This is a genomic window from Vibrio sp. 1CM7H (assembly GCF_023161645.1).
Classification (GTDB): domain Bacteria; phylum Pseudomonadota; class Gammaproteobacteria; order Enterobacterales; family Vibrionaceae; genus Vibrio; species Vibrio diabolicus.
This window is the reverse complement of sequence record NZ_JALNTV010000001.1, coordinates 403172-426013: the sequence shown is the minus strand read 5'-3', so window position 1 is coordinate 426013 and position 22842 is coordinate 403172. Positions and strand designations below refer to the sequence as shown.

At 45.7% G+C, this 22842-nt stretch carries 18 protein-coding genes; 12 read left to right on the top strand and 6 right to left on the bottom strand.

The window, feature by feature from the left end; all coding sequences use genetic code 11:
- The first annotated feature begins 68 nt into the window (after positions 1-68).
- Positions 69-482 carry a helix-turn-helix transcriptional regulator gene (locus MSG33_RS01920; RefSeq protein ID WP_005396084.1) on the top strand — a complete coding sequence of 138 codons (414 nt, stop codon included), beginning with the start codon at positions 69-71 and terminating at the stop codon, positions 480-482.
- On the opposite strand, the gene MSG33_RS01915 is transcribed toward MSG33_RS01920, so the two are convergent.
- Positions 463-1041, bottom strand: coding sequence for a hypothetical protein (locus MSG33_RS01915; RefSeq protein ID WP_171058475.1), 579 nt, complete (start codon positions 1039-1041; stop codon positions 463-465). The two genes, MSG33_RS01920 and MSG33_RS01915, sit on opposite strands and share 20 nt — an antisense overlap.
- A 491-nt stretch (positions 1042-1532) precedes the next feature.
- Between MSG33_RS01915 and clcA the strand changes: the two genes are divergently transcribed.
- Positions 1533-2936 (top strand): H(+)/Cl(-) exchange transporter ClcA, encoded by a 1404-nt coding sequence (clcA, locus tag MSG33_RS01910; protein WP_005396086.1) that lies wholly within the window; start codon positions 1533-1535, stop codon positions 2934-2936.
- 261 nt (positions 2937-3197) lie between these two features.
- Positions 3198-4145, top strand: a complete 948-nt coding sequence (locus MSG33_RS01905; protein WP_074190502.1) for a TDT family transporter — start codon at positions 3198-3200, stop codon at positions 4143-4145.
- 45 nt (positions 4146-4190) lie between these two features.
- Here MSG33_RS01905 and MSG33_RS01900 read toward each other — a convergent pair whose 3' ends face one another.
- Together MSG33_RS01900 and folE are read right to left on the bottom strand one after the other, a co-directional pair.
- Complete coding sequence (locus tag MSG33_RS01900) at positions 4191-5429, bottom strand: NRAMP family divalent metal transporter (protein ID WP_006741126.1); 1239 nt, start codon at positions 5427-5429, stop codon at positions 4191-4193.
- 275 nt (positions 5430-5704) lie between these two features.
- The gene (gene folE, locus MSG33_RS01895; RefSeq protein WP_006741127.1) at positions 5705-6358 is read right to left on the bottom strand and encodes a GTP cyclohydrolase I FolE; all 654 of its coding nucleotides are present in this window, start codon (positions 6356-6358) and stop codon (positions 5705-5707) included.
- Positions 6359-6645: 287 nt separating this feature from the next.
- Here folE and moeA point away from each other — a divergent pair, with 287 nt between their 5' ends.
- The 7 genes from moeA (at position 6646) to MSG33_RS01860 (ending at position 15017) form a co-directional block, all read left to right on the top strand.
- On the top strand, positions 6646-7881 hold the full coding sequence (gene moeA / locus MSG33_RS01890) for a molybdopterin molybdotransferase MoeA (protein WP_193448348.1): 1236 nt from the start codon (positions 6646-6648) through the stop codon (positions 7879-7881).
- A 9-nt stretch (positions 7882-7890) separates the two neighbouring features.
- Positions 7891-8640 (top strand): molybdopterin-synthase adenylyltransferase MoeB, encoded by a 750-nt coding sequence (moeB, locus tag MSG33_RS01885; protein ID WP_047008138.1) that lies wholly within the window; start codon positions 7891-7893, stop codon positions 8638-8640.
- 185 nt (positions 8641-8825) lie between these two features.
- Positions 8826-10937: an LruC domain-containing protein gene (locus tag MSG33_RS01880; protein ID WP_193448347.1), complete on the top strand. Its 2112-nt coding sequence runs from the start codon at positions 8826-8828 to the stop codon at positions 10935-10937.
- A 10-nt stretch (positions 10938-10947) separates the two neighbouring features.
- Positions 10948-11397 carry a hypothetical protein gene (locus MSG33_RS01875; RefSeq protein WP_085343911.1) on the top strand — a complete coding sequence of 150 codons (450 nt, stop codon included), beginning with the start codon at positions 10948-10950 and terminating at the stop codon, positions 11395-11397.
- A gap of 140 nt (positions 11398-11537) precedes the next feature.
- The gene (locus MSG33_RS01870; protein ID WP_005396101.1) at positions 11538-11834 is read left to right on the top strand and encodes a hypothetical protein; all 297 of its coding nucleotides are present in this window, start codon (positions 11538-11540) and stop codon (positions 11832-11834) included.
- 39 nt (positions 11835-11873) lie between these two features.
- Positions 11874-12704, top strand: coding sequence for a sulfurtransferase (locus MSG33_RS01865; protein ID WP_203343436.1), 831 nt, complete (start codon positions 11874-11876; stop codon positions 12702-12704).
- Between the two features lie 21 nt (positions 12705-12725).
- The gene (locus tag MSG33_RS01860; RefSeq protein ID WP_046875898.1) at positions 12726-15017 is read left to right on the top strand and encodes an EAL domain-containing protein; all 2292 of its coding nucleotides are present in this window, start codon (positions 12726-12728) and stop codon (positions 15015-15017) included.
- Between the two features lie 25 nt (positions 15018-15042).
- Here MSG33_RS01860 and MSG33_RS01855 read toward each other — a convergent pair whose 3' ends face one another.
- On the bottom strand, positions 15043-16335 hold the full coding sequence (locus MSG33_RS01855; protein WP_248379595.1) for a glycoside hydrolase family 18 protein: 1293 nt from the start codon (positions 16333-16335) through the stop codon (positions 15043-15045).
- 131 nt (positions 16336-16466) lie between these two features.
- Positions 16467-17468: a sugar-binding transcriptional regulator gene (locus MSG33_RS01850; RefSeq protein ID WP_005396112.1), complete on the bottom strand. Its 1002-nt coding sequence runs from the start codon at positions 17466-17468 to the stop codon at positions 16467-16469.
- Positions 17469-17934: 466 nt separating this feature from the next.
- Here MSG33_RS01850 and tal point away from each other — a divergent pair, with 466 nt between their 5' ends.
- Both tal and tkt read left to right on the top strand, forming a co-directional pair.
- On the top strand, positions 17935-18885 hold the full coding sequence (gene tal, locus MSG33_RS01845; RefSeq protein WP_005396118.1) for a transaldolase: 951 nt from the start codon (positions 17935-17937) through the stop codon (positions 18883-18885).
- 123 nt (positions 18886-19008) lie between these two features.
- The gene (gene tkt / locus MSG33_RS01840) at positions 19009-21000 is read left to right on the top strand and encodes a transketolase (protein ID WP_145472775.1); all 1992 of its coding nucleotides are present in this window, start codon (positions 19009-19011) and stop codon (positions 20998-21000) included.
- Between the two features lie 141 nt (positions 21001-21141).
- Here tkt and MSG33_RS01835 read toward each other — a convergent pair whose 3' ends face one another.
- Entirely contained in the window at positions 21142-22704 is a 1563-nt protein-coding gene (locus MSG33_RS01835) for a PAS domain-containing methyl-accepting chemotaxis protein (protein ID WP_150916927.1), read from the bottom strand.
- Positions 22705-22842 lie beyond the last annotated feature (138 nt).

Here is a 22842-nt window from a genome sequence, read left to right as displayed (position 1 = left end):
TCATCGTAGTCTTGTTTTCACATCGGCTCAACGGGTAAACTTTGGCAATTCGAACTGGAGTACGAAATATGTCTTTTGCCCAACGCCTAGCCACCTTGATCGGAGAAGAAAGCATCAGCGGATTTGCACGACGCGTTGATGTGTCTGAAGCTTTAATACGCAAATATTTAAAAGGCAGTGAACCGAGCCTAACGAAAGCAAATCAAATTGCGATGCGAGCCAACTGCTCTCTTGAATGGTTAGCGACCGGATGTGGTTATTTATATCGCCGCGCTGAAGTCGTAGATATGGATGCGTACAAACTTGCATTTCAACACGTTATGAATCAGCCGTTGCCAGATGAGGCAGAAGAACAGCACCGTAAGCTCATCGCTGGCTATCAATACCTGCGTGCGCACAAAAAATCGGATGGATTTTTAGACGAGTCTGCGATGGCGACCTTCCTATCTCTCCATAAAGAATCTAAAAACGAGTCACTTTAACATCGATAATTTCGCCATCGCTGTGCAATTCCACATTTAAAGACGGTGATGGCGACGAAAACTCGTCCGGTTTTACCCAAAATAAGCTTCGAATCGTTTCTTGCGGATAGCGGTTTATCAACAAGATAACTTCTTTATCGACAAGCTCAGAAGATTTCTTTTCCAGCGCTTCAACGACGTCATAGTGTTCTTGTCCGATAGTTATGTTGCGTAAAACTAATCCGTCTTTTCTTAAATTGAGGATTAAGTCATTGAGACTTTGCCATTGATATTCGGTCAAAAAAGAGAACTGAGCACTGTCCTTTCCCAAAACAACTTCACCATACAGATGCTGCTGATAGTACGAAAAATCGTCCAAACAAAATGTGCTGATATACGTTGAAACATCTTGCTGCTGCACGTCACAGCGATACCAGCTTCCCCTTGTCTCTATACGCTCTTTTAAATTGGAGTACGGCATTGAAGACAACGTGTCCTGCCACCAACTCGGCGTCGAAAATGCTGGAAACGTTACCGAAAAACAACATAAAGAAAACAGGACTCGAGGATAAAAGCGCATGAATTACTCTGGTTGATTAACATCGAACCCAGACATTACCGACTAGTAGAAATTGTTCAAGATAAAAATAGTGGCAAGTAGCGCGGAAAGTTGTAGAGCAGAAATTAAGAAGGCGCACATTTGCGTGCGCCTCTACCTCGTTACTCAATCGTGAGTGTGCGAATCGGAGATGTCTATTGATGCATCCCGAACATAAAACGAGGACTTACCGTAGGGTTTGAATCCATCCAAATTGTGTGTAAAACCTCACATCCCTCCTTCTGAAGCAGTCATGTTGCTTTACACCTAAAGCATGGTTCATTTTGCTCAAAAAACAAGTTTTTTATCCCAAATTATGAGAGCAATAGCACAGTCTTGGTGAATGAATGATATCGCGACACTTCGAACACTCAATAGTGAAAAGCTAAATTGCATCTTTATTGATTAGGTCTAGACTCTGCGAAGCGTATACTTTCTCGCGTCCCTTCCACCAGCAACAGGAGAACTTGTTAATGACCAAACGAGAGAGAATTGTGAAATCTGTGTTAGCGCACGTACCGAAAGATGCGATTAACCAGTTTGTCTCTCGAGGGTCCACACCATTTTCTGTCCTGATTATGGCCGCAATCGTTGGCACACTAGCTGGTTTTGTCGGCACTTACTTCGAACTTGCGGTTCATTTTGTTTCTGAAACCCGTACCGAATGGCTAAGAAGCGAAATCGGTAGCGTACTTCCTCTTTGGCTTGCTGCTGTACTGATCAGTGCTCTACTTGCTTTTGTTGGTTACTTTCTTGTTCACCGCTTTGCTCCAGAGGCTGCGGGATCAGGCATCCCAGAAATAGAAGGCGCGATGGACAACATTCGTCCAGTGCGTTGGTGGCGAGTTCTACCTGTTAAATTCTTCGGCGGCATGGGTGCACTTGGCTCCGGTATGGTACTTGGTCGCGAAGGTCCGACAGTTCAAATGGGCGGCGCAGTTGGTCGAATGGTGACCGATATTTTCCGTGTGAAAGATGACGATACTCGTCATTCCCTACTCGCTTCAGGTGCTGCTGGAGGTTTGGCTGCCGCCTTTAATGCCCCACTCGCGGGCATTATGTTCGTTGTGGAGGAAATGCGACCTCAATTTCGCTATTCTCTGATCTCAATTCGCGCGGTGATCATCTCTGCTATTATGGCCAACATTGTGTTTCGCGCCATCAACGGGCAAGACGCTGTCATCACAATGCCGCAATATCACTCTCCAGAGCTTCAGTCCCTTTGGTTGTTTCTATTGCTTGGCGCATTGTTTGGCGTATTCGGAGTGATCTTCAATAAATTGATTACCGTGGCACAAGACAGTTTTGTCGCAATTCACAAAAACGATCGTAAACGCTATTTAATTGTGGGTTCACTACTTGGTGGCATTTTTGGTCTGCTTCTCTTATACGTGCCGCAGCTAACTGGCGGTGGCATCGGCCTTATTCCTGATATTACCAATGGCAACTACTCGGTATCCGTTTTAGTTCTGCTTTTCTTTGGTCGCGTCATCACGACGTTGCTATGCTTTGGCTCTGGTGCGCCGGGCGGTATCTTTGCACCGATGCTTGCTCTGGGGACCTTGTTTGGCTATGCATTCGGAGCGAGTGCTGATGTGTTGCTTCCTACGCTTGATATCGAACCTGGCGTATTTGCTATTGCGGGCATGGGGGCCCTGTTTGCTGCAACGGTACGCGCACCGATCACGGGCATTTTGTTGGTGATTGAAATGACCAATAACTACTACTTAATTCTACCACTTATCATTACTTGTTTAGGTGCCGTGATTATTGCTCAGTTGTTTGGCGGACAACCGATTTACAGCCAGTTGCTACATCGTACAATCAAAAACGATAAGTTACGTCAGCAGGATCTTCCTGAAAACCAATCGACATAATTCTCGCTTTGTTATTATTTCGCTCCAAACCATCGAAGGGTTTGGAGCGATAAACTCTACGTTTTTACATCCTTTCCCAAATATTCGATACCAAACTCACAAAAACACCATTCTCTGATATTTCCTCACCACCTTTCATGAGTAAGCACTCTCTAAACTTGCTAGTATTCGCTACTCAAATAGAGCATTTCATCCAAATCATCACGTTTCGTTTCATTCAGGCAAAAATCAAATGGAGTAGATTTGAACTGGAGAAGACTTGTGCAGTTTTATAGCGTTCCGCCGTCTCAAGCCGCGTTAGCGCTAGGTATGATAGGTTTAGGACAAGCTTGGGCACTCTATGTCCCTGAAATTGGTGAACCAATACGCCCATTTTTAGCGTCACTCGGCGCGCTTTTACTCGCCCCTGTGCTGATAAAATATGCCACGAATCCACGATTATTTATGGTCGACATTCGTCACCCATTGAGCGGTAGCCTAATGGCACCCATGAGTATGGCGTTACTGATCCTTGCAGATTATCTTGCTTCTGTAGCGCCAATCATTGCTTATCCACTCTGGTTTATGGCACTTTTGCTGCATTTTACTATGATGGTACTGTTTTTTAGCTTTCAGCTAATGAACTTCAAAATGTCGAATATCGTACCTAGCTGGTTTCTCTATCCAGTGGGACTGATCAGCAGCTCATTAGCAGGCTCCCAATTGGGTCACAACCTATTCTCTGAAACCTTAGCGATGATGTGCATTGGCATTTATTTCTTTATGTTACCGCTGGTGCTCTATCGTTTGGTGTTTTTCGGATCTCTGCCGAGACGAGCCAGGCCGACCCTCGCAATTATGGCCGCACCGGTAAACTTGTCATTGGCGGCATATTTGGTGAACTTTCCCCTTCCCGATCCGATACTGACTGGCGCATTAGCAGGGATTGCTATCACAATGACGTTATTGATCTACCTGTGTTACTTCCGCTTACTTCGATTGAAGTTTCAACCTTCTATCGCGGCGGTAACCTTTCCTTCCGTGATCAGTGCCATTGCGATGCACCGCTTAACCTCCTTTTTTGCCGAATCGCATCCACATTGGCACTGGCTCCACGATTTTGGCTTTTTAGAGCTCAGCATTGCGACTGTGTTGGTGGTTTGGGTATCGGCAGGTTACGTCAAAATGTATTGGCCAGAAATCGTTAAGTCGCCCTCTAAACAAGCATAAAAAACGGCCTCATCTGAGGCCGCTGTTCATCTCATCAATAAGACATCAACCCGCAAACTTCGCCATGAAGTTCCCAATGTTAGTCAAACTCGATGCCGCCATTACGATAACAATCGCTGCTCCAGTTAGCGTTAAGTACATTGGGTGTTGGTAGTCACCGACGATATCTTTGCGTTTTGTCGCAACCAATACAGTGCCCAAAACGATAGGAAGAATAATGCTGTTCACTAGGCCCGCTAGCATCAAAAGAAGAATTGGCATGTCCATGGTTACCGTGCCTAGCGAGGTTAGGATAATGAAACCAACACACCACGCTTTCTCGTTTCGCGCCACAACTGGGAAAAGCGTCTTAATTAATGATATAGCCATGTAAGAGTTGCCAACCACAGACGTGATGGAAGCTACAAACAGTACTAAGCCAAAGATGAAGTAACCAAGCTGGCCAGCACCTTGACGGAAAGCATCCGCCGCAGGGTTAGCCGTATCCAGCGTTGCGCCTGTCGCGATAACGCCAAACACCGCCAAAAACAGTAGGATTCGAATAACCACCGCGATAGAAATACCAGCCCACGCTGTTGAGGTGATGGAAGGCACGTTCTCTTTGCCTTTCAAGCCGATGTCTACTAGGCGTTGTGCACCCGTGTAGTAACCGCCAACTGCACCGCCAACGATAGTCAACGTAGGCAGAAGCAAACTACCAACATCCATAGGCATCACCGCTGCACTTAGTGTCTCTCCCATCGGAGGTAAGCTCGTCATAGCCACGTATGCGATCAGAACGATCATGAACAAGCCAAGGTAGCGGGCCATTTGGTCCATTCGTTTGGAGGCGTTATGAACCACAAACAACAAACAGCCAACGACACCGGTAAACAGTGCGCCCCATGTTGTGTCCACGCCCGTTAGCACATTGATGCCTAACGCTGCGCCACTCACGTTGCCAAAGTTAAACGCCACTGCACCAAGCGCAAGGAGAATACCAACACCATAACCCATGCCGGGTGCCACTTTGTTCGCAATGTCTTGGATTCGCATGCCAGAAACGCCGACAATACGCCACAAGTTCATCACAATACCAAACGTGATAAAAATGGAAGCCAAAACTGGAAATGCCATGTCGACTTTGTAGATATTTGTGAAGACTGCGGTTTGAGTTAAAAAGCCGGGACCAACAGAGGTTGTCGCCATCAAAAAAGCGACACTGAGCATGGCTTTCTTTTGCCAACTGCTTTCTGTAACTGGAGCTGAAATAGAGGAGGTGCTGATAGTGCTTTGTGTAGTCATGCCGAGTCCCAAATTTGTTGTCTTTCTATTATTAGAAAATAGAAAGACAACTGACCGAGATCAGCTGAACTTAGAGAAATATCTCTTTTTAAAACAAACGATTACAAGTTGCAACCGTTCATTGGGCGCATATATTAAGAGCAACGAATGTGACTGTCAATACACAATTGCATAATTACTATTTATTGCGGCTCACTTGACGATGATTTGGATATAAAAGATATAAAAAAGGATGGCAACTCGCCATCCTCTCTCAATTTTATTTGTCGATTTGATTAACGCAGGCCATGCAGAAATTCAGCACGGGTCGCTGGGTTGCTCTTAAAAATACCACCTAACGCTGTAGTCGTGGTTTCACTGGTGGCATCCATCACACCGCGTGATTTCACACAGTAATGCGTCGCGTCGATAGTCACCGCTACATCGTCAGACTCAAGCAATGTTTGCAAAGCAACAAGGATTTGCTGGGTCATACGCTCTTGGACTTGAGGGCGTTGCGCAAAGAAACGAACAATACGGTTGATCTTAGACAGGCCAATGATCTTACCGCGAGGAATATAAGCAACAGCGGCTTTACCGTCGATTGTCACAAGGTGGTGTTCGCACGTACTGGTCACAGTAATGTCTTTCACGCGAACCATTTCGCTCACGTTCATCTTGTTTTCGATAACTGTGATCTTGGGGAAGTTGGAGTAATCCAAGCCAGAGAAAATCTCGTCCACGTACATTTTTGCAATGCGGTGTGGCGTTTCCTCTAAGCTATCATCCGTAAGGTCGAGCTGAAGCAGACCAAGAATCTCACGCATGTGGTATTCAATCTTTTCCTTCTTCTCTTCACGGCTAACGGCATTAGGGCGCATTGGTGTTTCTAACCCGCGTTGCTCTAGCGCTTCTTTCACTAACTTTGCTGACTCGCTAAGACCTGACATTTCACTTCCTCTTTTGTAACTACCACTCTCGGTGTGAAATACAATTGCCGTGTTTTCATCCCGTAGCGTTAAAGTCGCTCAGTCCGATGTTTATAACGCCAAGGCACATAACAAGAATACACTGAGCTATTTTCTCATGCTCCGTAGGAACTTTACCCCTTTCGGATGGGTGACAAGGATACTCGGATTTTTGAATAATTACACCCATATTTTATAGGTGGACATTCTTACTCGGTCCCCTTTTATGGTAGAGTTGCCACAAAACAAAAGAACATAGGATTATCTCAATGGGCTGCTGCGACGCACCTGGCTTGATGCCAATTGAAGAAGCGATGGATAAGATGCTATCGCGAATCAAACCTATCCAAACGACACTTTCTCTTCCTCTTGCTGACGCTCTGGGTTTTGTGCTGGCTGAAGATATTTTATCGCCAATTCACGTACCCCCTTTCGACAATTCAGCAATGGACGGTTATGCCATTCGTATTCAAGACCTAGAAGTGTCTACAGTGTTGCCTCTGGCAGGTAAATCCTTCGCAGGTCAGCCTTTTGAGGGTGAATGGCCGGCAGGCACTTGTGTTCGAATCATGACTGGCGCGAAAATTCCGGAAGGCTGTGATGCCATTATCATGCAAGAAAATACGGAAGTGACCGACGCTGGTATTCAGTTCAACCAAACGGATGTGAAGCCGCAAAATAACATCCGCCCTACGGGTGACGACATCAAGCAAGGGGATATTGTATTGGCAAAAGGCGCGCGCCTGACACCGCGCGATATTCCAATGATTGCCTCTCTTGGTGTCAGCCATGTCACCGTCGTGCGTAAGCCAAAGGTGGCATTTTTCTCCACAGGTGATGAACTTAAACCATTGGGTGAGCCACTCAAGGCGGGTCAAATCTACGACAGTAATCGTTACGGTATTAAGCCGTTAATCGAAAACTTTGGCTGTGAAGCGATTGATCTTGGCATTATCCCTGACTGCCCAGAAACACTAAAAGCAACATTCGAAAAAGCACAAACCCTCGCGGATGTAGTTGTAACGTCTGGCGGCGTCAGCGTTGGTGAAGCAGATTACACCAAAGACATTCTTGAAGAACTTGGCGAAATCGGTTTCTGGAAACTGGCAATCAAGCCGGGTAAACCTTTCGCATTTGGCAAGTTAAGTACTGCTTGGTTCTGTGGGCTACCAGGTAACCCTGTATCTGCGGTGCTAACAATGTACGTACTTGTTCAACCAATGTTGGCTAAATTGGCAGGCCATACTGAATGGAAAGCGCCTGAGTCTATCCCTGCGACGACTAAAACCGCATTTAAGAAAGCGCCGGGACGTACAGACTACCAACGCGGTATCTATACTCTAGAAAACGGTAAATTTGTCGTTGAAACCACTGGCAACCAAAGTTCAGGAGCCTTTCGCTCAATGAGTTTGGCAAACTGCTTTGTTGTATTGGAACGTGAACGTGGCCGTGTGGAAGTTGGCGAAACGGTTCAAATCCAACTGTTTAACTCAACGTTATACTAGGAACGTACCGTGGATATTCTTTCCGATCAGGAGATGCTGCGCTATAACCGCCAGATCATTCTTCGCCAGTTCGATTTCGAAGGGCAAGAAGCTCTCAAACAAAGCTCAGTGCTTATTTTGGGTGCTGGCGGTTTAGGTTGCGCTTCTAGCCAATACCTTGCCACGGCTGGTGTTGGCAATATTACTTTTATCGATGACGATATTGTTGAGCTCTCCAATTTACAACGCCAAGTATTGCACCACGACGCCGATATTGGCCGTAAAAAGGTTGACTCCGCGGCGGATGCATTGCGGGAACTTAATCCTCATATCGAAGTAAACACCGTAGCTAAACGCCTTGACGACACTCAGCTTCAAGCTTTGATTGAACAACACACTGTGGTGGTCGATGCTTCAGATAACGTCGACACTCGCAATCAACTCAACCGACTCTGCTTTGCAACAAAAACACCGCTTATTTCTGGTGCAGCCATTCGTATGGAAGGCCAAGTGAGTGTGTTTACGTACGACGACCCAACTCAACCGTGCTATCAGTGTTTGAGCGCGCTATTCGGCAGCAGTGCATTAAGTTGCGTTGAAGCTGGCGTAATGGCGCCTGTTGTGGGTATTGTTGGCGCTGTACAAGCGATGGAAACCATCAAGGTGATTGCAAATTACGGCCAACCCAAAAAAGGGAAGATCCTCATTCTCGATGCGTTTAGCATGTCCTGGCGGGAAATGAATTTGATGAAAATGCCGACCTGCCCTGTTTGTGGCTAAGTAATGCTGTCAGCTTATCAATGAAGATTCTCAAAAAGCTCAACGTAACGTTGAGCTTTTTCTTATTCTGAGATTCATATTTCGAACCAAATAACTTACCGATATAAAATTCATTATAAACAGTAAGTTAAAAACTGGCACATTCCTTTCATTGCATATCATACAAACCAATGAGAGGGCGAATCATGAAAAGGACATCACTATTACTTGGATCTCTGTTTGCAAGCGCATACGTAAGCGCAGCGCCATTCGACACTTGTCCGAGCAAAGCATATTTATTCCAATCGACCCCAGTGCAAGTTTACGGCGTTAATCTGGTTACCGGATCAACCAAGTTACTGACCGACGATGTGGGCTTAGCATCTGGTATTAACGGCGTCGGTTTCAACTTCACTGATCGATACATCTATGGTTACGATACAACCAACTTGAAAATCGTACGTTTAGGCCAGGACTTTCAAGCAGAAACTCTCAACGTACAAGGGCTTCCTAGCCATACGTTTTTTGTCGGTGACGTGTACAACCACGTATACTACTTGTATCGCAAAGGTAAAGGGCTGTTTTCCATTGATCTGTCGCCGTTAGATACGGACCCAAATGCTACCTTAACCCTGAATAAAATCACATCAAATGCAAGTGTGAGTTTAACCGATTTTGCGTTCCACCCTGGCGACGGTGCGCTCTATGGTATCGATAATGGGTCTGGCGTATTGTATAAATTCGATACAAAAACAGGCCAAGCAACCGCGATCGGCAATACAGGGGAAACGGGTACCTTTGGTGCAGGCTACTTTGATGTAAACGGAAACTACTACGTATCGCGTAACCAGGACGGCAAAATTTATCGCGTCGACTTATCAGAAAATAATGCCGCCAATATCGCTGCGGGCATTGTTCCTGCTGTAGAGTTTGTGTCTAACGGTCCAAGTTCCAGCCAAAATGACGGTGCCCGATGCGCGAACGCTCCTGTTATTGACGAAGACGAGCCAATTGACTTTGGTGACGCACCTGACACTTACGCTACCTTGCTCTCTTCTAACGGACCACGCCACGCTGTTGATGGTGTAACTTGGCTTGGCACAATTGCGCCAGATGGTGATGCCGATGGACAAGTGGCTCCGTCTGGAGATAACAAAGTTGGTACAGCAGATGAAGATGGCGTCGGCTTTGTTACCGCACTCGACCCAGGGTTAAGTTCACTAGTGAGCGTAACTGCATCAACATCCGGCTACTTGTCAGCTTGGTTTGACTGGAACCGAGATGGTGACTTTGCTGACGAAGGTGAGCAAGTATTCACCGATGAGTTACTCTCTGCAGGCAGCAATACGCTTCCATTTGTCGTCTCTGAACTGGCAACCGCAGGTCCTAGCTGGAGCCGATTCCGCTTTAGCCAACAAACTGGTCTGAACTTTGATGGCGGATCAACATCAGGTGAAGTAGAAGATTACCCAATCACAATCACTGAAAACGGCGTATCCGTACAGCACTTCCCAAGTGCCGATTCCTACGCAACGGTCGCGTATGAAGACAACTGGCCTTACACCGCTGACTACGACATGAATGACGTAGTCATTAAGTTCCGTATGACTGAAACACGTATGGACGGCACGGTGGAAAATATCCAAATTAGCGGAGATCTGGCCGCCTATGGGGCTGGCTATAAAAATGGCTTTGCTATTCGTCTACCTGGCGTTTCGAAAGCGAGCATTGAAAACGGCTTAACAAAGCTAACGTTTAATGGCAAAGAACAACCGACCAACGGTCTAGAAGCGATATCAGAAGAAGCCATCTTCATTATCAGTGACGACCTCAGTCAGTATGCGCAAAGTCAATGTGCGTATTTTCGAACCCAAACGGGTTGCAATGATAACGTCGCGTTGTCTTTCACACTGACCATCTACTTTAAGGAAGGAGCCGACCGCTCAGCGCTACAGGCCATGCCTTATGACCCATTTATCTTTGCCACACCCAATACATATCACGGCGATGGCATCACCTTTCAACCAGGTAGAAAATGGGAAGTACATTTGCCAGACCAAGCACCAACTGAGCAGTTTGATGACGCAAACCTATATGGCGTGGGCGTAGACGCAAGTGACCCGGCTCGAGGCGTGTACTTCAAAACAGCGAACAACCTCCCTTGGGCATTGCTTATTGTCGAAGAGTGGAATTGGCCGCTAGAGAAAGTTGACTTAGTTGACGCTTACCCAGAGTTTGCCACCTACGCCGAGTCTGGTGGGCGAGAAGGAGCAAACTGGCATACCCAACCTAAAGCAAACAAACGTTACATTCCATAGGAGAAGCATCATGAAAAACTTAATCACAATCATCATGGGATTAGCGTTAACAGCCTGCGGCGGTGGCGGCGGTGGAGACAAAAGCAACGATAGCGCTACTCCACCTCCAGCTCAAACTACCGTTATTGTTGAAGAGCCAAGCATGCAAAATTTAGACGTACCAGATGGGTTCGATTATGACCCAAGGTTAGAAAGCTCACTTGCGGTAGATATTAGTGGTTACTCTTTACAGCGCGCACATCTGAGCATTTATAAGGAGTACCGTGAAGATGCGTCTGGAACCTATCAAGCGAAATATTCGAGCAATATTGCTTCTGCTGCGCTGACGAGTGGGAAAGCTAAATTAGACTTCTCCACCTCGGACAGCCAAGATAACCTGTTAGTCGAAATTTGGTTCTACGATGGCTCAGAACCTCTTCAAAAAGTCGTCTCAACCGGAAATACGACATGGCGCATGTAAGATGCTCTATTGGTGAGCATTGATACTCGGGACTGGCGCAAGCCACAGGTTTTAAGACAAAATCGCATCGTTCTTTGAACATGCGATTTTTTTGTTGTAAAACAAAATGATTACTTGAAACAATAGCAATGGAGCGCAAATTGGATAATCCCAAAACCTATATGTTGGTCTTCAGCGGTTTCATTGCCCTACTTGTGCTCTTGTTGCTCATTAAGCAAACGGATGAAAACACGGTTTCAGCCACCGTCATTAGCAACACTTTAACTCAGTCCCTTGATGGTCAACGTCGGTACCTCACTATTAATTCACCTGAGATAGAGCAACAACGAGTGACGGTTCCAGTGTCCGCATCTTGTCCAGTGGGCTCTATTGCGTTGTTCCACCAAGCATCCCGCTCAAGTTTTGACTCATCCCTTTCATTCATTCGCTGTGAGTAAAGATACTGTGCGAACTTCCCAAATCAGAAGGATTTAACCATGCAAGCATTGATCGATGCCAAAGAACTTCATGCTTTATTAGACCAACCAAATGTAAAACTTCTAGACGCGAGTATTCGTTTTCAAATTCCTTCCGAAGGGAAAAAGATCACCAATAAGTGGATTCCAGGCTCATTGCGTTTCGACTACGACAATGACTTTTGTCTGCCAGATACCAATCTCCCTCATATGATGCCAACAGAAGAAGGGTTTAATCACAGCGCTCAGAAACTTGGCCTGAACAACGAAGACCTTATTATTGTTTATGACAACTCTGGAACACTCGCCTCTCCGCGCGCATGGTGGATGTTTAAGGCAATGGGACACGATAATGTCAAAGTGCTTAATGGTGGCCTCCCGGCTTGGATTGAGGCTGGACTGCCTGTCACGGATGTCTTGTCAGAAGCTAAGCAGCTTGGAAACTTTACCGGGAAATTAAATAAACATGCTTTTTTGGACGCAAATGCAATATTAGAGTACTCAAACAATTGCAGTGCAAACATTGTTGACGCTCGCTCACGTGCACGTTTTTTAGGCGAGGTACCAGAGCCAAGAGAAGGACTGCGTTCTGGTCATATTCCTAATTCTGTTTGCCTCCCTTTCCAAACATTATTGAGTAATGGCTTTATAAAGGCAGACTCGGAATTGAAACAAGCATTTAGTGCACTAACGTTATATAATGATAAATCAATCATTTTCAGTTGTGGCTCAGGTGTAACGGCCTGTATTTTGCTGCTAGCAGCATACCAGTTAGGTTGGCGTGATTTATCGGTCTATGACGGGTCATGGACAGAATGGGGCGCAGACCACTCATTACCCATTACTCGCTAATCTAGGAGCTATCGAAGCGGCATGGTCAGGTTAAAGAAGAACATTTGGACACTATACATGGCGCTACTTACGATAAGCGCCGTGCTGTTCGTGTTGTTTGGCCGCTACCATTATGAGTCAACCCTGAATAAGTACAAAGATAAGCAGCTCCTACAATTGGAGCTGTTTGCCTCTTCTGTCGAATCACTTCTGAAAGGACAAGAATCGTTACTTGAAGTCATTGGTCATCAGTTGGTCGAGAGAAATGACTTTACTCGTACAGCAGCAGTTCAAACTCGCCCGATGCTGGACAAACTACTCAGTATCCATCCGGCGATTATTGGGTTCGGCCTAACTAACCCCGATGGAGACTACATCGCCGTAAGCTCCAATTTGATCTTGGCAAAGCTGCATAATCTAAAACAAGATCCACTGACTCGTGATACCTTTTTGGCAGCGCTCAACTCCGACCGAATGATTATAGGTCGAACGTATTTTATGCCAGCTCAAGATTCACTTGTGATTCCGATCCGAAAAGCAATTCCAAATAAAGATGGTGTTGTACAAGCAGTGATGACGGCTGGCTTTAATATGAATTCATCTTCGGTTTTTCGTAACGACATTCATGCTAATGAGCACAATCGGGTCACATTGATCCGCAGTGATGGCTACCTTACTTTTAGCTCGTCAGAAGATACAACCCTAGAAGATTACCTAAAACCTGCCAATGATTTAGATATAAAAGCCGTTATGGCTCAAATCACAAAAGATTCAGGCTGGGATATGGCGCAACTAAAAGAGCTCACACGAGCGCTAAATATTGTTGTCGACAATTCTCGCCTGAGTGAGTTAATCACATTGAGATACCTTCCTGATTATCATCTTTGGGCCTCTTCCTCGACAGATTTGAATTTTATTAAGCGCGGATTTTACGAACAGTTTGCACTGTACTCGATTGTTTTTCTTATCGTCCAAGGTGCTTTTTACGCTTTATTCCGCTCTATTGCGAACAATGAACATAAAACAAAACTGCGTTTGCTCTATCAAGCGAACCACGATCATCTCACTGGATTACCAAACCGAGAATACCTACGCGCAAACATTCGACACTGGCTCTCTGGGAAAGGGAATCCTTTTTCTTTGATGTTTATCGATATTGATAATTTCAAATCAGTCAACGACACACATGGTCATGACTTTGGCGACGAAGTTCTAAAACAAATATCTATCCGCTTAAACACCTTTGTTAACGATGGCCGATTAATCATCCGTGAAGCCAGTGACGAGTTTATTTTTCTAACAAATCGAATTGATGAAGTAAGCGTTAAAAGACTAGCGAGCGACTTAATAAAGGCGCTATCAGAACCCTACGAAGTCAATGACAGTCAGTTCCTGCTCAGTTGCAGTATTGGTATTGCCTGCTATCCACACCATGGTGAAACATTAGATGAACTGCTCCTGTCAGCCGATATTGCGATGTATCAAGCGAAAAAACAACGCAACGTATACAGCCTGTTCAATCAGCAGATGCAAGCTACACACCTGCGTAAAATGAAAATTGAGCAACGCCTGAGGCTCGCGATAGATAAGCAAGCGCTTCATATGGTTTATCAACCTCAGTTAAACCTAGAAGGCGATATTTATGGTGTCGAAGCGCTTATTCGTTGGAGTGATGATGAGCTCGGCTTAGTCCCACCAAGTGAATTTATTCCCGTCGCAGAAAGCACTGGGTTGATGGTTCGTATTGGTGAACAAATCATTGAAAATAGCCTGACAGATATGGCTAAACTGACTGGTAATATTGATACATCTATCCAGATGTCTATTAACATCTCGGTCAAACAGTTTGTTCACGCCAAATTCATTACTAATCTTATGAATGCTATTGAGAAACGCGGCATCGAATGTTCAAAGATTACCCTAGAGATCACCGAAAACCTGTTTATTGAAGATCTTGAAAAGTTCGCACCAATTTGCGAGCGCTTGCATGCTCTCGGCTTTAAAATCTCGCTCGATGATTTCGGGACTGGCTACTCTTCATTAAGCATGTTGCGTACGCTACCTATTGACGAGGTGAAGATTGACAAGAGCTTTGTCGATCACATTGAGCATGACAAAAAAGCGCTGAATATGGTTAAGAATATCATTTCTATCGGCAAAAACTTTGAAATGAAAGTACTGGCTGAAGGAGTAGAAACGCTGCAACAACTGAATGAGTTAAAAGCTTGCGGTTGTGATTTGATTCAGGGCTACTTCTACTCTAAACCTTTATCGCTTGAAGACTTGATCGCTTTTACGAAGCAGAACCAAAGCAAAGAAACCGTAGTTGAATAATTACGATCGCTTTGCTTAGAAGGTTTTATTTATTCATTTCTTGGTACATCACCTCCACCAATTCTCCTTTCGGATCGCCTGACAATTCCCAAGTAAAAATACCGCCTAAGTTCGCCTGTTTAGCCCAATTTGCTTTGGCTTTGATCGAGCGTTGATCTTCGTAAGAGATAAAGACTTTCTTTACAGGATGCCACAAGTAAGGCGCTTGAGATTGCTCATCATACTTGTACTCGTAGCCCTGCTCCGCTCCATAGTTCTTCACCAAATCCCAAAACATGAAATAGCCGTTCTCACCCGTACCAAACTGCGCTCCTTGCTCGGATACAAGATCTTGCGTTGGTAAGCCACCCGAGAAGTCTTTGGTGCCTTGCCAGCCACGCCCGTAAAACGCAGCGCCAATCACCAGTTTCTCACTTGGAATACCAAGCTCGATCATCTGGTTGATGAACACGTCTGCGCCCATGCCCCACCAGCTTCGCTCAGTCGCATGCAAGTTGGTAGTATGCCCGGTTTGCTGCCCCCAACCACCAAGGAAGTCATACGTCATTGCAAACATGTTAGTTAGGTACGGCTCCGCGGCTTTCCAATCGATACCTGCTGCTTTTGGACCAACGCCTACAGCAGTAGAGAGCTCGTATTCACGTTTGGTTTGATTTTTGAGTTCATCTAACTCTGCACGCATGGTTTTTACCAAATAGGTAAAGGCCTCACGCTCAGATGCTTTTTGTTCATCAGAAAGCTTGGTGTCAGGGTTCCAAGGCGACGTTGTTAAACCGCCACCACCTGGGTATTCCCAATCCAGATCAATACCATCAAAGAAATCATATTGAGCAATCAACTTAACGGCAGTTTTTGAGAATTGATCCATCGCTTGTTTGCTTTTCGCCATAGCATGGAACGGCTCGGACATTGTCCAACCACCAAAAGAAGGGAGAATTTTGAGATCAGGATGTTGTTTCTTCATCTCAGCAAGTTGAGCGAAGTGGCCTTTGTATGGCACGTTAACGGAGACATCGCCAAAGTCCTTTTCTAATGCTGCTTCTGTATCGACAATGATCGCCGTATACGGATCTTTTCCTTCACATTGTTCGGCAACCAGTTTTTGTACCGTTTCAGAAGCACCGGTATGAGGGCCGCACATACTAAGAAACGCATAAATCACATGCGTCAGCTTATCGGCGGGAATATCGTTCACCATGTATGGGTTTTCTGCATTTGCGTACTGCCAATCCGCAAAGTAACCCGCTACGACTTTTTGCTCGGCGTGCGCCGCACCAGTTAGCCCCATAATCAGTGCAGCAAGAAGTGTCTTTTTCATTGTGTTCTCCGGAGTAGATGTACAAATTTAAAGCTACTCCTAGAGAATATTTTTAACTTGAAAACGAAATCAGGCTGCGAGTCATTTATAACTCCTCGCAGCCTGATTACATAAGTTGCATATTATTTGTGCTAACTCTCAGATGCCGCGTTACCGTGCATTTGCTCATCTAAGTTGAGCACCGTTAATGCGTTGCTGACGCTCGTGGCGATCACGTCTATCGCTCCGGTTCTTAATGCTCCAAGTAAGGCGAGCGGCTTGCTGTTCTCCGCTGCAATCGCGATGACTTCCGATATTGGGCGAAACTCTTCAATACCAAGGCCAATCACTCGGTCACTCATTACGGTGTTGGCAACATTACCGTGAATATCAAAGAAATCATAACCTGCAAAGTCCCCGACCACGCCTTGTTGAAGTCTCGACTGAACCACTTCATCAGGCGTAAACCAACCTAAGTCCACCATGTAGCTGTTTTCGCTCATGTCACCAATACCGACCAAAGCGACATCAGCTTTACGTGCTAGGTCGAGCGTTTGTTTCACGGTTGCATTTTGCATGAAAGCCAACTTCTGTTCTCTGTTCTCTGCATAAGCCGGCGCATAGAGAGTTTCGGACGTTCCACCGTACTTTTTCGCTAACTGACGACAAATGTGATCGGCGTTATACATACCACCACGTGGGTGAATACCGCCGATACCACATACAAATTTACAGTCACGCGGCGTAATAACACCAATATGGTGAGCGACGGAAGATACGTTACGCCCTTGTCCAACGGTCACCACCATGCCGTTTTTAAGCGTGCTGGTGAGATAATTGGACACCAATCCCGACACCTGTAGTCGCTGTGCCTCTTCATTTGGCTGATCAAGAGCGACAAGCGCACGCTTAACGCCGAATCGCTCGATCAAACGTTGCTCAATCTTGGCGCTAAACACCGGGTGGTATTTAACGGTGATTTCAACGATGCCTTCATCACGCGCCTGCTTGAGCATTCGCCCGACCTTTGCGCGTGATATGGCAAATTTTCTCGATATCTCTTCCTGAGTCGCACCGTCTTGATAATACGCAACGGAAATCTCTGTCAACAAATCCGTGTTTTCAATGGAAATATCTTGGTTAGAACTGCTCATGGTTTCTCTCGCCCTTTAAGAGGATCGATATTGTATGCAATAAGTGAGCATATGCTCATTGACTTAGCATATGTTCTTTATCAATTTAAACGCTACATTTGCTCATCGCAATAACATTTTCTCACTACAATTTTTTATCCTCATGTATAACGCTCAACCTTTGAACAATAAGGGCAAACGTTTATTTGGGTTAACCACTAAACACACAGTAAAAAAACGTTGATGAAGTTCACTATAAGTCGATTTCAGCGATTGACTTTCAGCATAGATAGGATAAATATGGACACATCATTTACTCAGCTATCGATCAAATGTTCATTGCATTTGTTCGGTAACGAAATTTTCCGTAGTTGGCTGAGCAGATGTCTCATTAAATGCGATGAGACGATTAGCTAACTCGCTTGCAAATGCACAAGCTGTGATAACAAAAATCACGCTTAAGCCCATTTAAATAGGATGATCGATTATGAGCAACAAGTTAGAGCAACTTCGTAAACTAACGACTGTAGTAGCAGACACTGGCGAAATTGATGCAATCAAAAAGTATCAACCAGAAGACGCAACAACTAACCCTTCTCTTATCCTGAAAGCCGCTCAAATCGCAGAGTACGCACCTCTAATCGATGCTTCAATCGAATATGCTAAAGCACAGAGCAACGACAAAGCTCAACAAGTTCAAGACACTTGTGACATGCTTGCAGTAAACATCGGTAAAGAAATCCTAAAAACTATTCCAGGTCGTATCTCTACAGAAGTTGACGCGCGCCTATCTTACGATATGGAAGGCAGCGTAGCTAAAGCACGTCAACTAGTAAAAATGTACAACGATGCAGGCATCACTAACGACCGCATCCTTATCAAACTAGCGTCTACTTGGGAAGGTATCCGCGCAGCAGAAATCCTAGAGAAAGAAGGCATCAACTGTAACCTAACGCTTCTATTCTCATTCGCTCAAGCGCGTGCTTGTGCAGAAGCTGGCGTATTCCTAATCTCTCCATTCGTTGGCCGTATTATGGACTGGTACAAAGCGAAAGAAGGCCGTGACTTCGAAGCTTCAGAAGATCCAGGCGTACTGTCTGTAACTAAGATCTACAACTACTACAAAGAGTACGGCTACAAAACTGTCGTAATGGGCGCAAGCTTCCGTAACATCGGTGAGATCCTAGAACTTGCTGGTTGTGACCGTCTAACTATCGCTCCTGCTCTACTTGCAGAATTAGAAGCTGCAGAAGGTGAAGTGGTTGAGAAGCTAGTTGATTCTAAAGGCGCAGCTGAGCGTCCAGCACCAATGACTCATTCTGAGTTCCTATGGGAACACAACCAAGACCCAATGGCGGTTGAGAAACTGGCTGAAGGCATCCGCAACTTCGCCGTTGACCAAGGTAAACTAGAAGCGATGATCGAAGCTAAGCTTTAATTGCTTACCAAAAGCGAGTAGCCCGTCTACTCGCTTTTACCATCAACGCTTATTCAAGATTTTCTATTTGAACTTGTTTCGACGAGTTCCCTCTATTTAAACCCTTATCGAGAAGTAATCACTATGGATCGTAAATATCTAGCAAATGCAATCCGTGCGCTAAGCATGGATGGTGTTCAACAAGCTAACTCTGGTCACCCAGGTGCACCTATGGGCATGGCTGATATCGCTGAAGTTCTTTGGCGTTCTCACCTAAACCACAACCCATCAAACCCTGAGTGGGCAGACCGCGACCGTTTCGTACTGTCTAACGGCCACGGCTCAATGCTAATTTACTCTCTACTGCACTTGAGCGGTTACGAGCTATCTATCGATGATCTGAAAAACTTCCGTCAGCTTCACTCTAAGACTCCAGGTCACCCAGAGTACGGCTACGCGCCTGGTATCGAGACCACAACGGGTCCTCTAGGTCAAGGCATCACGAATGCGGTTGGTATGGCTCTAGCTGAGAAAGCGCTAGCAGCACAGTTCAACAAAGAAGGCCACGACATCGTTGACCACTTCACTTACGTGTTCATGGGCGACGGCTGTCTGATGGAAGGCATCTCGCACGAGGCATGTTCTCTAGCTGGTACACTAGGTCTAGGCAAACTGATCGCATTCTGGGATGACAACGGCATCTCAATCGATGGTCACGTTGAAGGTTGGTTCTCTGACGACACGCCTAAGCGTTTTGAAGCTTACGGCTGGCACGTAATCCCAGCAGTAGACGGTCACGACTCTGAAGCGATCAACGCAGCAATCGAAGCGGCGAAAGCGGATCCTCGCCCTACACTTATCTGTACTAAGACAATCATCGGTTTTGGTTCACCAAACAAGTCTGGTTCACACGATTGTCACGGTGCACCACTAGGTGCAGAAGAAATCGCAGCAACACGCAAAGAACTAGGTTGGGAGCACGGTCCTTTTGAAATTCCGCAAGAAGTCTACGCAGAATGGTCAGCGAAAGAAACAGGCGCAGCTAAGGAAGCAGCGTGGAACGAGAAATTTGCAGCTTATGAAGCAGCGTACCCTGAGCTGGCAGCTGAATTTAAACGCCGCGTAAACGGTGAACTTCCTGCACAGTGGGAAGAGAAAGCAAGCCAAATCATTGCCGATCTTCAAGCAAACCCAGCAAACATTGCGTCACGTAAAGCATCTCAAAACGCTCTAGAGGCATTTGGTGCTCTACTACCTGAGTTCATGGGCGGCTCTGCTGACCTAGCGCCGTCTAACCTAACCATGTGGTCTGGTTCTAAGTCTCTAGAAGCAAGTGACTTCTCTGGTAACTACATCCACTACGGTGTACGTGAATTCGGTATGACGGCGATCATGAACGGTATTGCGCTACACGGTGGTTTCGTTCCTTACGGCGCGACATTCCTAATGTTCATGGAATACGCACGTAACGCAATGCGTATGGCGGCTCTGATGAAGATTCAGAACATCCAAGTGTACACGCACGATTCTATCGGTCTTGGCGAAGATGGCCCAACTCACCAACCGGTTGAGCAAATGGCATCGCTACGTCTAACGCCAAACATGAGCACATGGCGTCCATGTGACCAAGTTGAATCAGCAGTGGCTTGGAAACTAGCGATTGAACGTAAAGATGCACCAACTGCGCTTATCTTCTCTCGTCAGAACCTAGCGCAACAAGAGCGTGATGCGGAGCAATTAGCAAACATCGCGAAAGGTGGTTACATCCTGAAAGATTGCGAAGGCAAGCCAGAGCTAATCCTTATCGCAACAGGTTCTGAAGTTGAACTAGCAGTAGAAGCAGCAGCACAGCTAACTGCTGAAGGTAAGAAAGTACGCGTTGTTTCAATGCCATCAACAGATGCATTTGACAAGCAAGACGCCGCTTACCGTGAAGCCGTTCTACCATCAGACGTAACAGCTCGTATCGCTATCGAAGCAGGTATTGCTGACTTCTGGTACAAGTACGTAGGCTTCGACGGTCGCATCATCGGTATGACTTCATTCGGTGAATCTGCACCTGCTGGTGAACTGTTTAAAATGTTCGGTTTCACTACTGAAAACGTAGTAAATACAGCAAAAGAACTACTAGCGTAATTGCAGTAAAAAGATAATCAGTTTTCTCTATTGCGAATGTGAAAACTGAAAAGCCCCGCCAGCAATGGCGGGGCTTTCTTTTATCTGGCTCCTATTTGTGTAAACACAGCCAGAAAGTGAACACAACGACTTTCGTTACGGCTATTTGTCTTCAAAGCGAAGCGCGAGCTGATAGAAATCTTGTACTTGCTCTTTAAGCTGACGGCTGTTTTGTTCAACTGAATGTGTTGCAGCCAAGTTTTGCTCTGCCGTAGAAGCAATAGAGTGAATATGCTGATTTACATCGCTGGATAGCTTCAGCTGGTTATTCGCCGCTTCCGCCACATCGACCATCAACCCACTCATGCTTTGCATCATCTGTTCAACCTCAGACAAACGAAGCGCGCTTTGTTCGGCAACCTGAGAACATGTATCCGTTTGCTCTTTGTTTGCCAGAATGTCTTTTTGCCAACTTTGTATCGTCGCCAACATAGCAGAGATAGACGCTTGGATTTGTTCAGTTGCATTGGATGTGCGACCAGAGAGCGCGCGCACCTCATCGGCAACAACAGCAAAACCACGACCTTGCTCACCCGCCCTCGCCGCTTCAATTGCCGCGTTAAGTGCCAGTAAATTGGTTTGTTCTGCGATCCCGCCAATCTCTTCCATCAAATGATTCACTTTCTGCGCCTGATCACTCAGTTGATACGTCGTTTCCGTCGCTTTTTCAGCTTGAAGGCTTAATTGCGCTAGATTGGTGTGCGTTTGATCGATGGTCTCCTTTGCCATCAAGCATGACTTCAATGTATCATCAATTAGCATATGGGCATCATTGGTGCTAGAAGAGACTGAATTCGCCGAAGACTCCACCTCTTGAGTCGCATCACGTACGCGATGAATATCGGTGTTTTGCTGATTTAATGCAGCCGAAACTTCTGCTGTGGTTTGGCTCAACTCTTCAGCACAATGCTGCAACGGCAGTGCGGAGTCTGTCATTCTTCCCAACACGGTTCGAATTCTTGCGGACAGCATTTTGATATGGAAATCAGCAATCGAAAATGCCGTGTTGCCGGAATAGATCAAGCGACTCACGCTGTCGTATTGCTTTTGTAACTTTTTCAGTTGTTGAGGCGTATCAATTAATTCTTGGCGGAATAACAACGCTAGAACACTCGCAGGTAGTGCACTTGCAAGCCAAGCCAATGGACCTTCAATAGACAATGCATATGCGGCAGCAGGTGCGGTCAATGCGCCAAGTAGAATCGCATAGCGAATGGTTTCATTGAGTTTCAACGACCAAGTACGACCTGATTTCTCGGCGGCGCGCATACTCTTGTAGGCTTTCGTGGCTATATCAACCCACTCTCGCTTTGGCTTAACGCGCACAGATTGATAACCAACAACGTGGTTATTTTCATAAATAGGGGTGACATAGGCATCAACCCAATAGTAACCACCCGACTTAGTAGCATTCTTAACCATGCCGCGCCAGGCTTTGCCTTGCTTAAGACGTGCCCACATATCGCCGAAAGCGGCTTTAGGCATGTCATTGTGGCGAACGATATTGTGGTTCTGGCCGACGAGTTCTTCGTGAGTGTACTCAGCAACACGGCAAAAGGCTTCGTTACAATACGTAATAACACCTTGTAGGTTAGTTGTTGAGACGAGCTCCTCAGACTCCCTCACGAGAGTTTCTTGAGCTTTATGAGAAATATTGACTGACATAGACGAAACTTCTGTAGTTTTTATTGATTTTCGGCAAGATATATACAGGATTTTTATTTTTATTACAAAAAGTTAGACAAAAAGTCTTATCAATTCGACATTTTTAGTGTGGGAATTCACATTATCAATAAAAATATA

Excerpts from the sequence above, each read along its gene's own strand:
- MSG33_RS01900 (WP_006741126.1), bottom strand. The coding sequence starts at position 5,429 with ATGACTACACAAAGCACTATCAGCACCTCCTCTATTTCAGCTCCAGTT.
- MSG33_RS01855 (WP_248379595.1), bottom strand. The coding sequence starts at position 16,335 with ATGAAAAAGACACTTCTTGCTGCACTGATTATGGGGCTAACTGGTGCG.
- folE (WP_006741127.1), bottom strand. The coding sequence starts at position 6,358 with ATGTCAGGTCTTAGCGAGTCAGCAAAGTTAGTGAAAGAAGCGCTAGAG.
- tkt (WP_145472775.1), top strand. The coding sequence starts at position 19,009 with ATGGATCGTAAATATCTAGCAAATGCAATCCGTGCGCTAAGCATGGAT.
- MSG33_RS01850 (WP_005396112.1), bottom strand. The coding sequence starts at position 17,468 with ATGAGCAGTTCTAACCAAGATATTTCCATTGAAAACACGGATTTGTTG.
- MSG33_RS01880 (WP_193448347.1), top strand. The coding sequence starts at position 8,826 with ATGAAAAGGACATCACTATTACTTGGATCTCTGTTTGCAAGCGCATAC.
- tal (WP_005396118.1), top strand. The coding sequence starts at position 17,935 with ATGAGCAACAAGTTAGAGCAACTTCGTAAACTAACGACTGTAGTAGCA.
- MSG33_RS01915 (WP_171058475.1), bottom strand. The coding sequence starts at position 1,041 with ATGCGCTTTTATCCTCGAGTCCTGTTTTCTTTATGTTGTTTTTCGGTA.
- MSG33_RS01875 (WP_085343911.1), top strand. The coding sequence starts at position 10,948 with ATGAAAAACTTAATCACAATCATCATGGGATTAGCGTTAACAGCCTGC.
- MSG33_RS01920 (WP_005396084.1), top strand. The coding sequence starts at position 69 with ATGTCTTTTGCCCAACGCCTAGCCACCTTGATCGGAGAAGAAAGCATC.
- MSG33_RS01835 (WP_150916927.1), bottom strand. The coding sequence starts at position 22,704 with ATGTCAGTCAATATTTCTCATAAAGCTCAAGAAACTCTCGTGAGGGAG.
- moeA (WP_193448348.1), top strand. The coding sequence starts at position 6,646 with ATGGGCTGCTGCGACGCACCTGGCTTGATGCCAATTGAAGAAGCGATG.
- MSG33_RS01865 (WP_203343436.1), top strand. The coding sequence starts at position 11,874 with ATGCAAGCATTGATCGATGCCAAAGAACTTCATGCTTTATTAGACCAA.
- clcA (WP_005396086.1), top strand. The coding sequence starts at position 1,533 with ATGACCAAACGAGAGAGAATTGTGAAATCTGTGTTAGCGCACGTACCG.
- MSG33_RS01860 (WP_046875898.1), top strand. The coding sequence starts at position 12,726 with ATGGTCAGGTTAAAGAAGAACATTTGGACACTATACATGGCGCTACTT.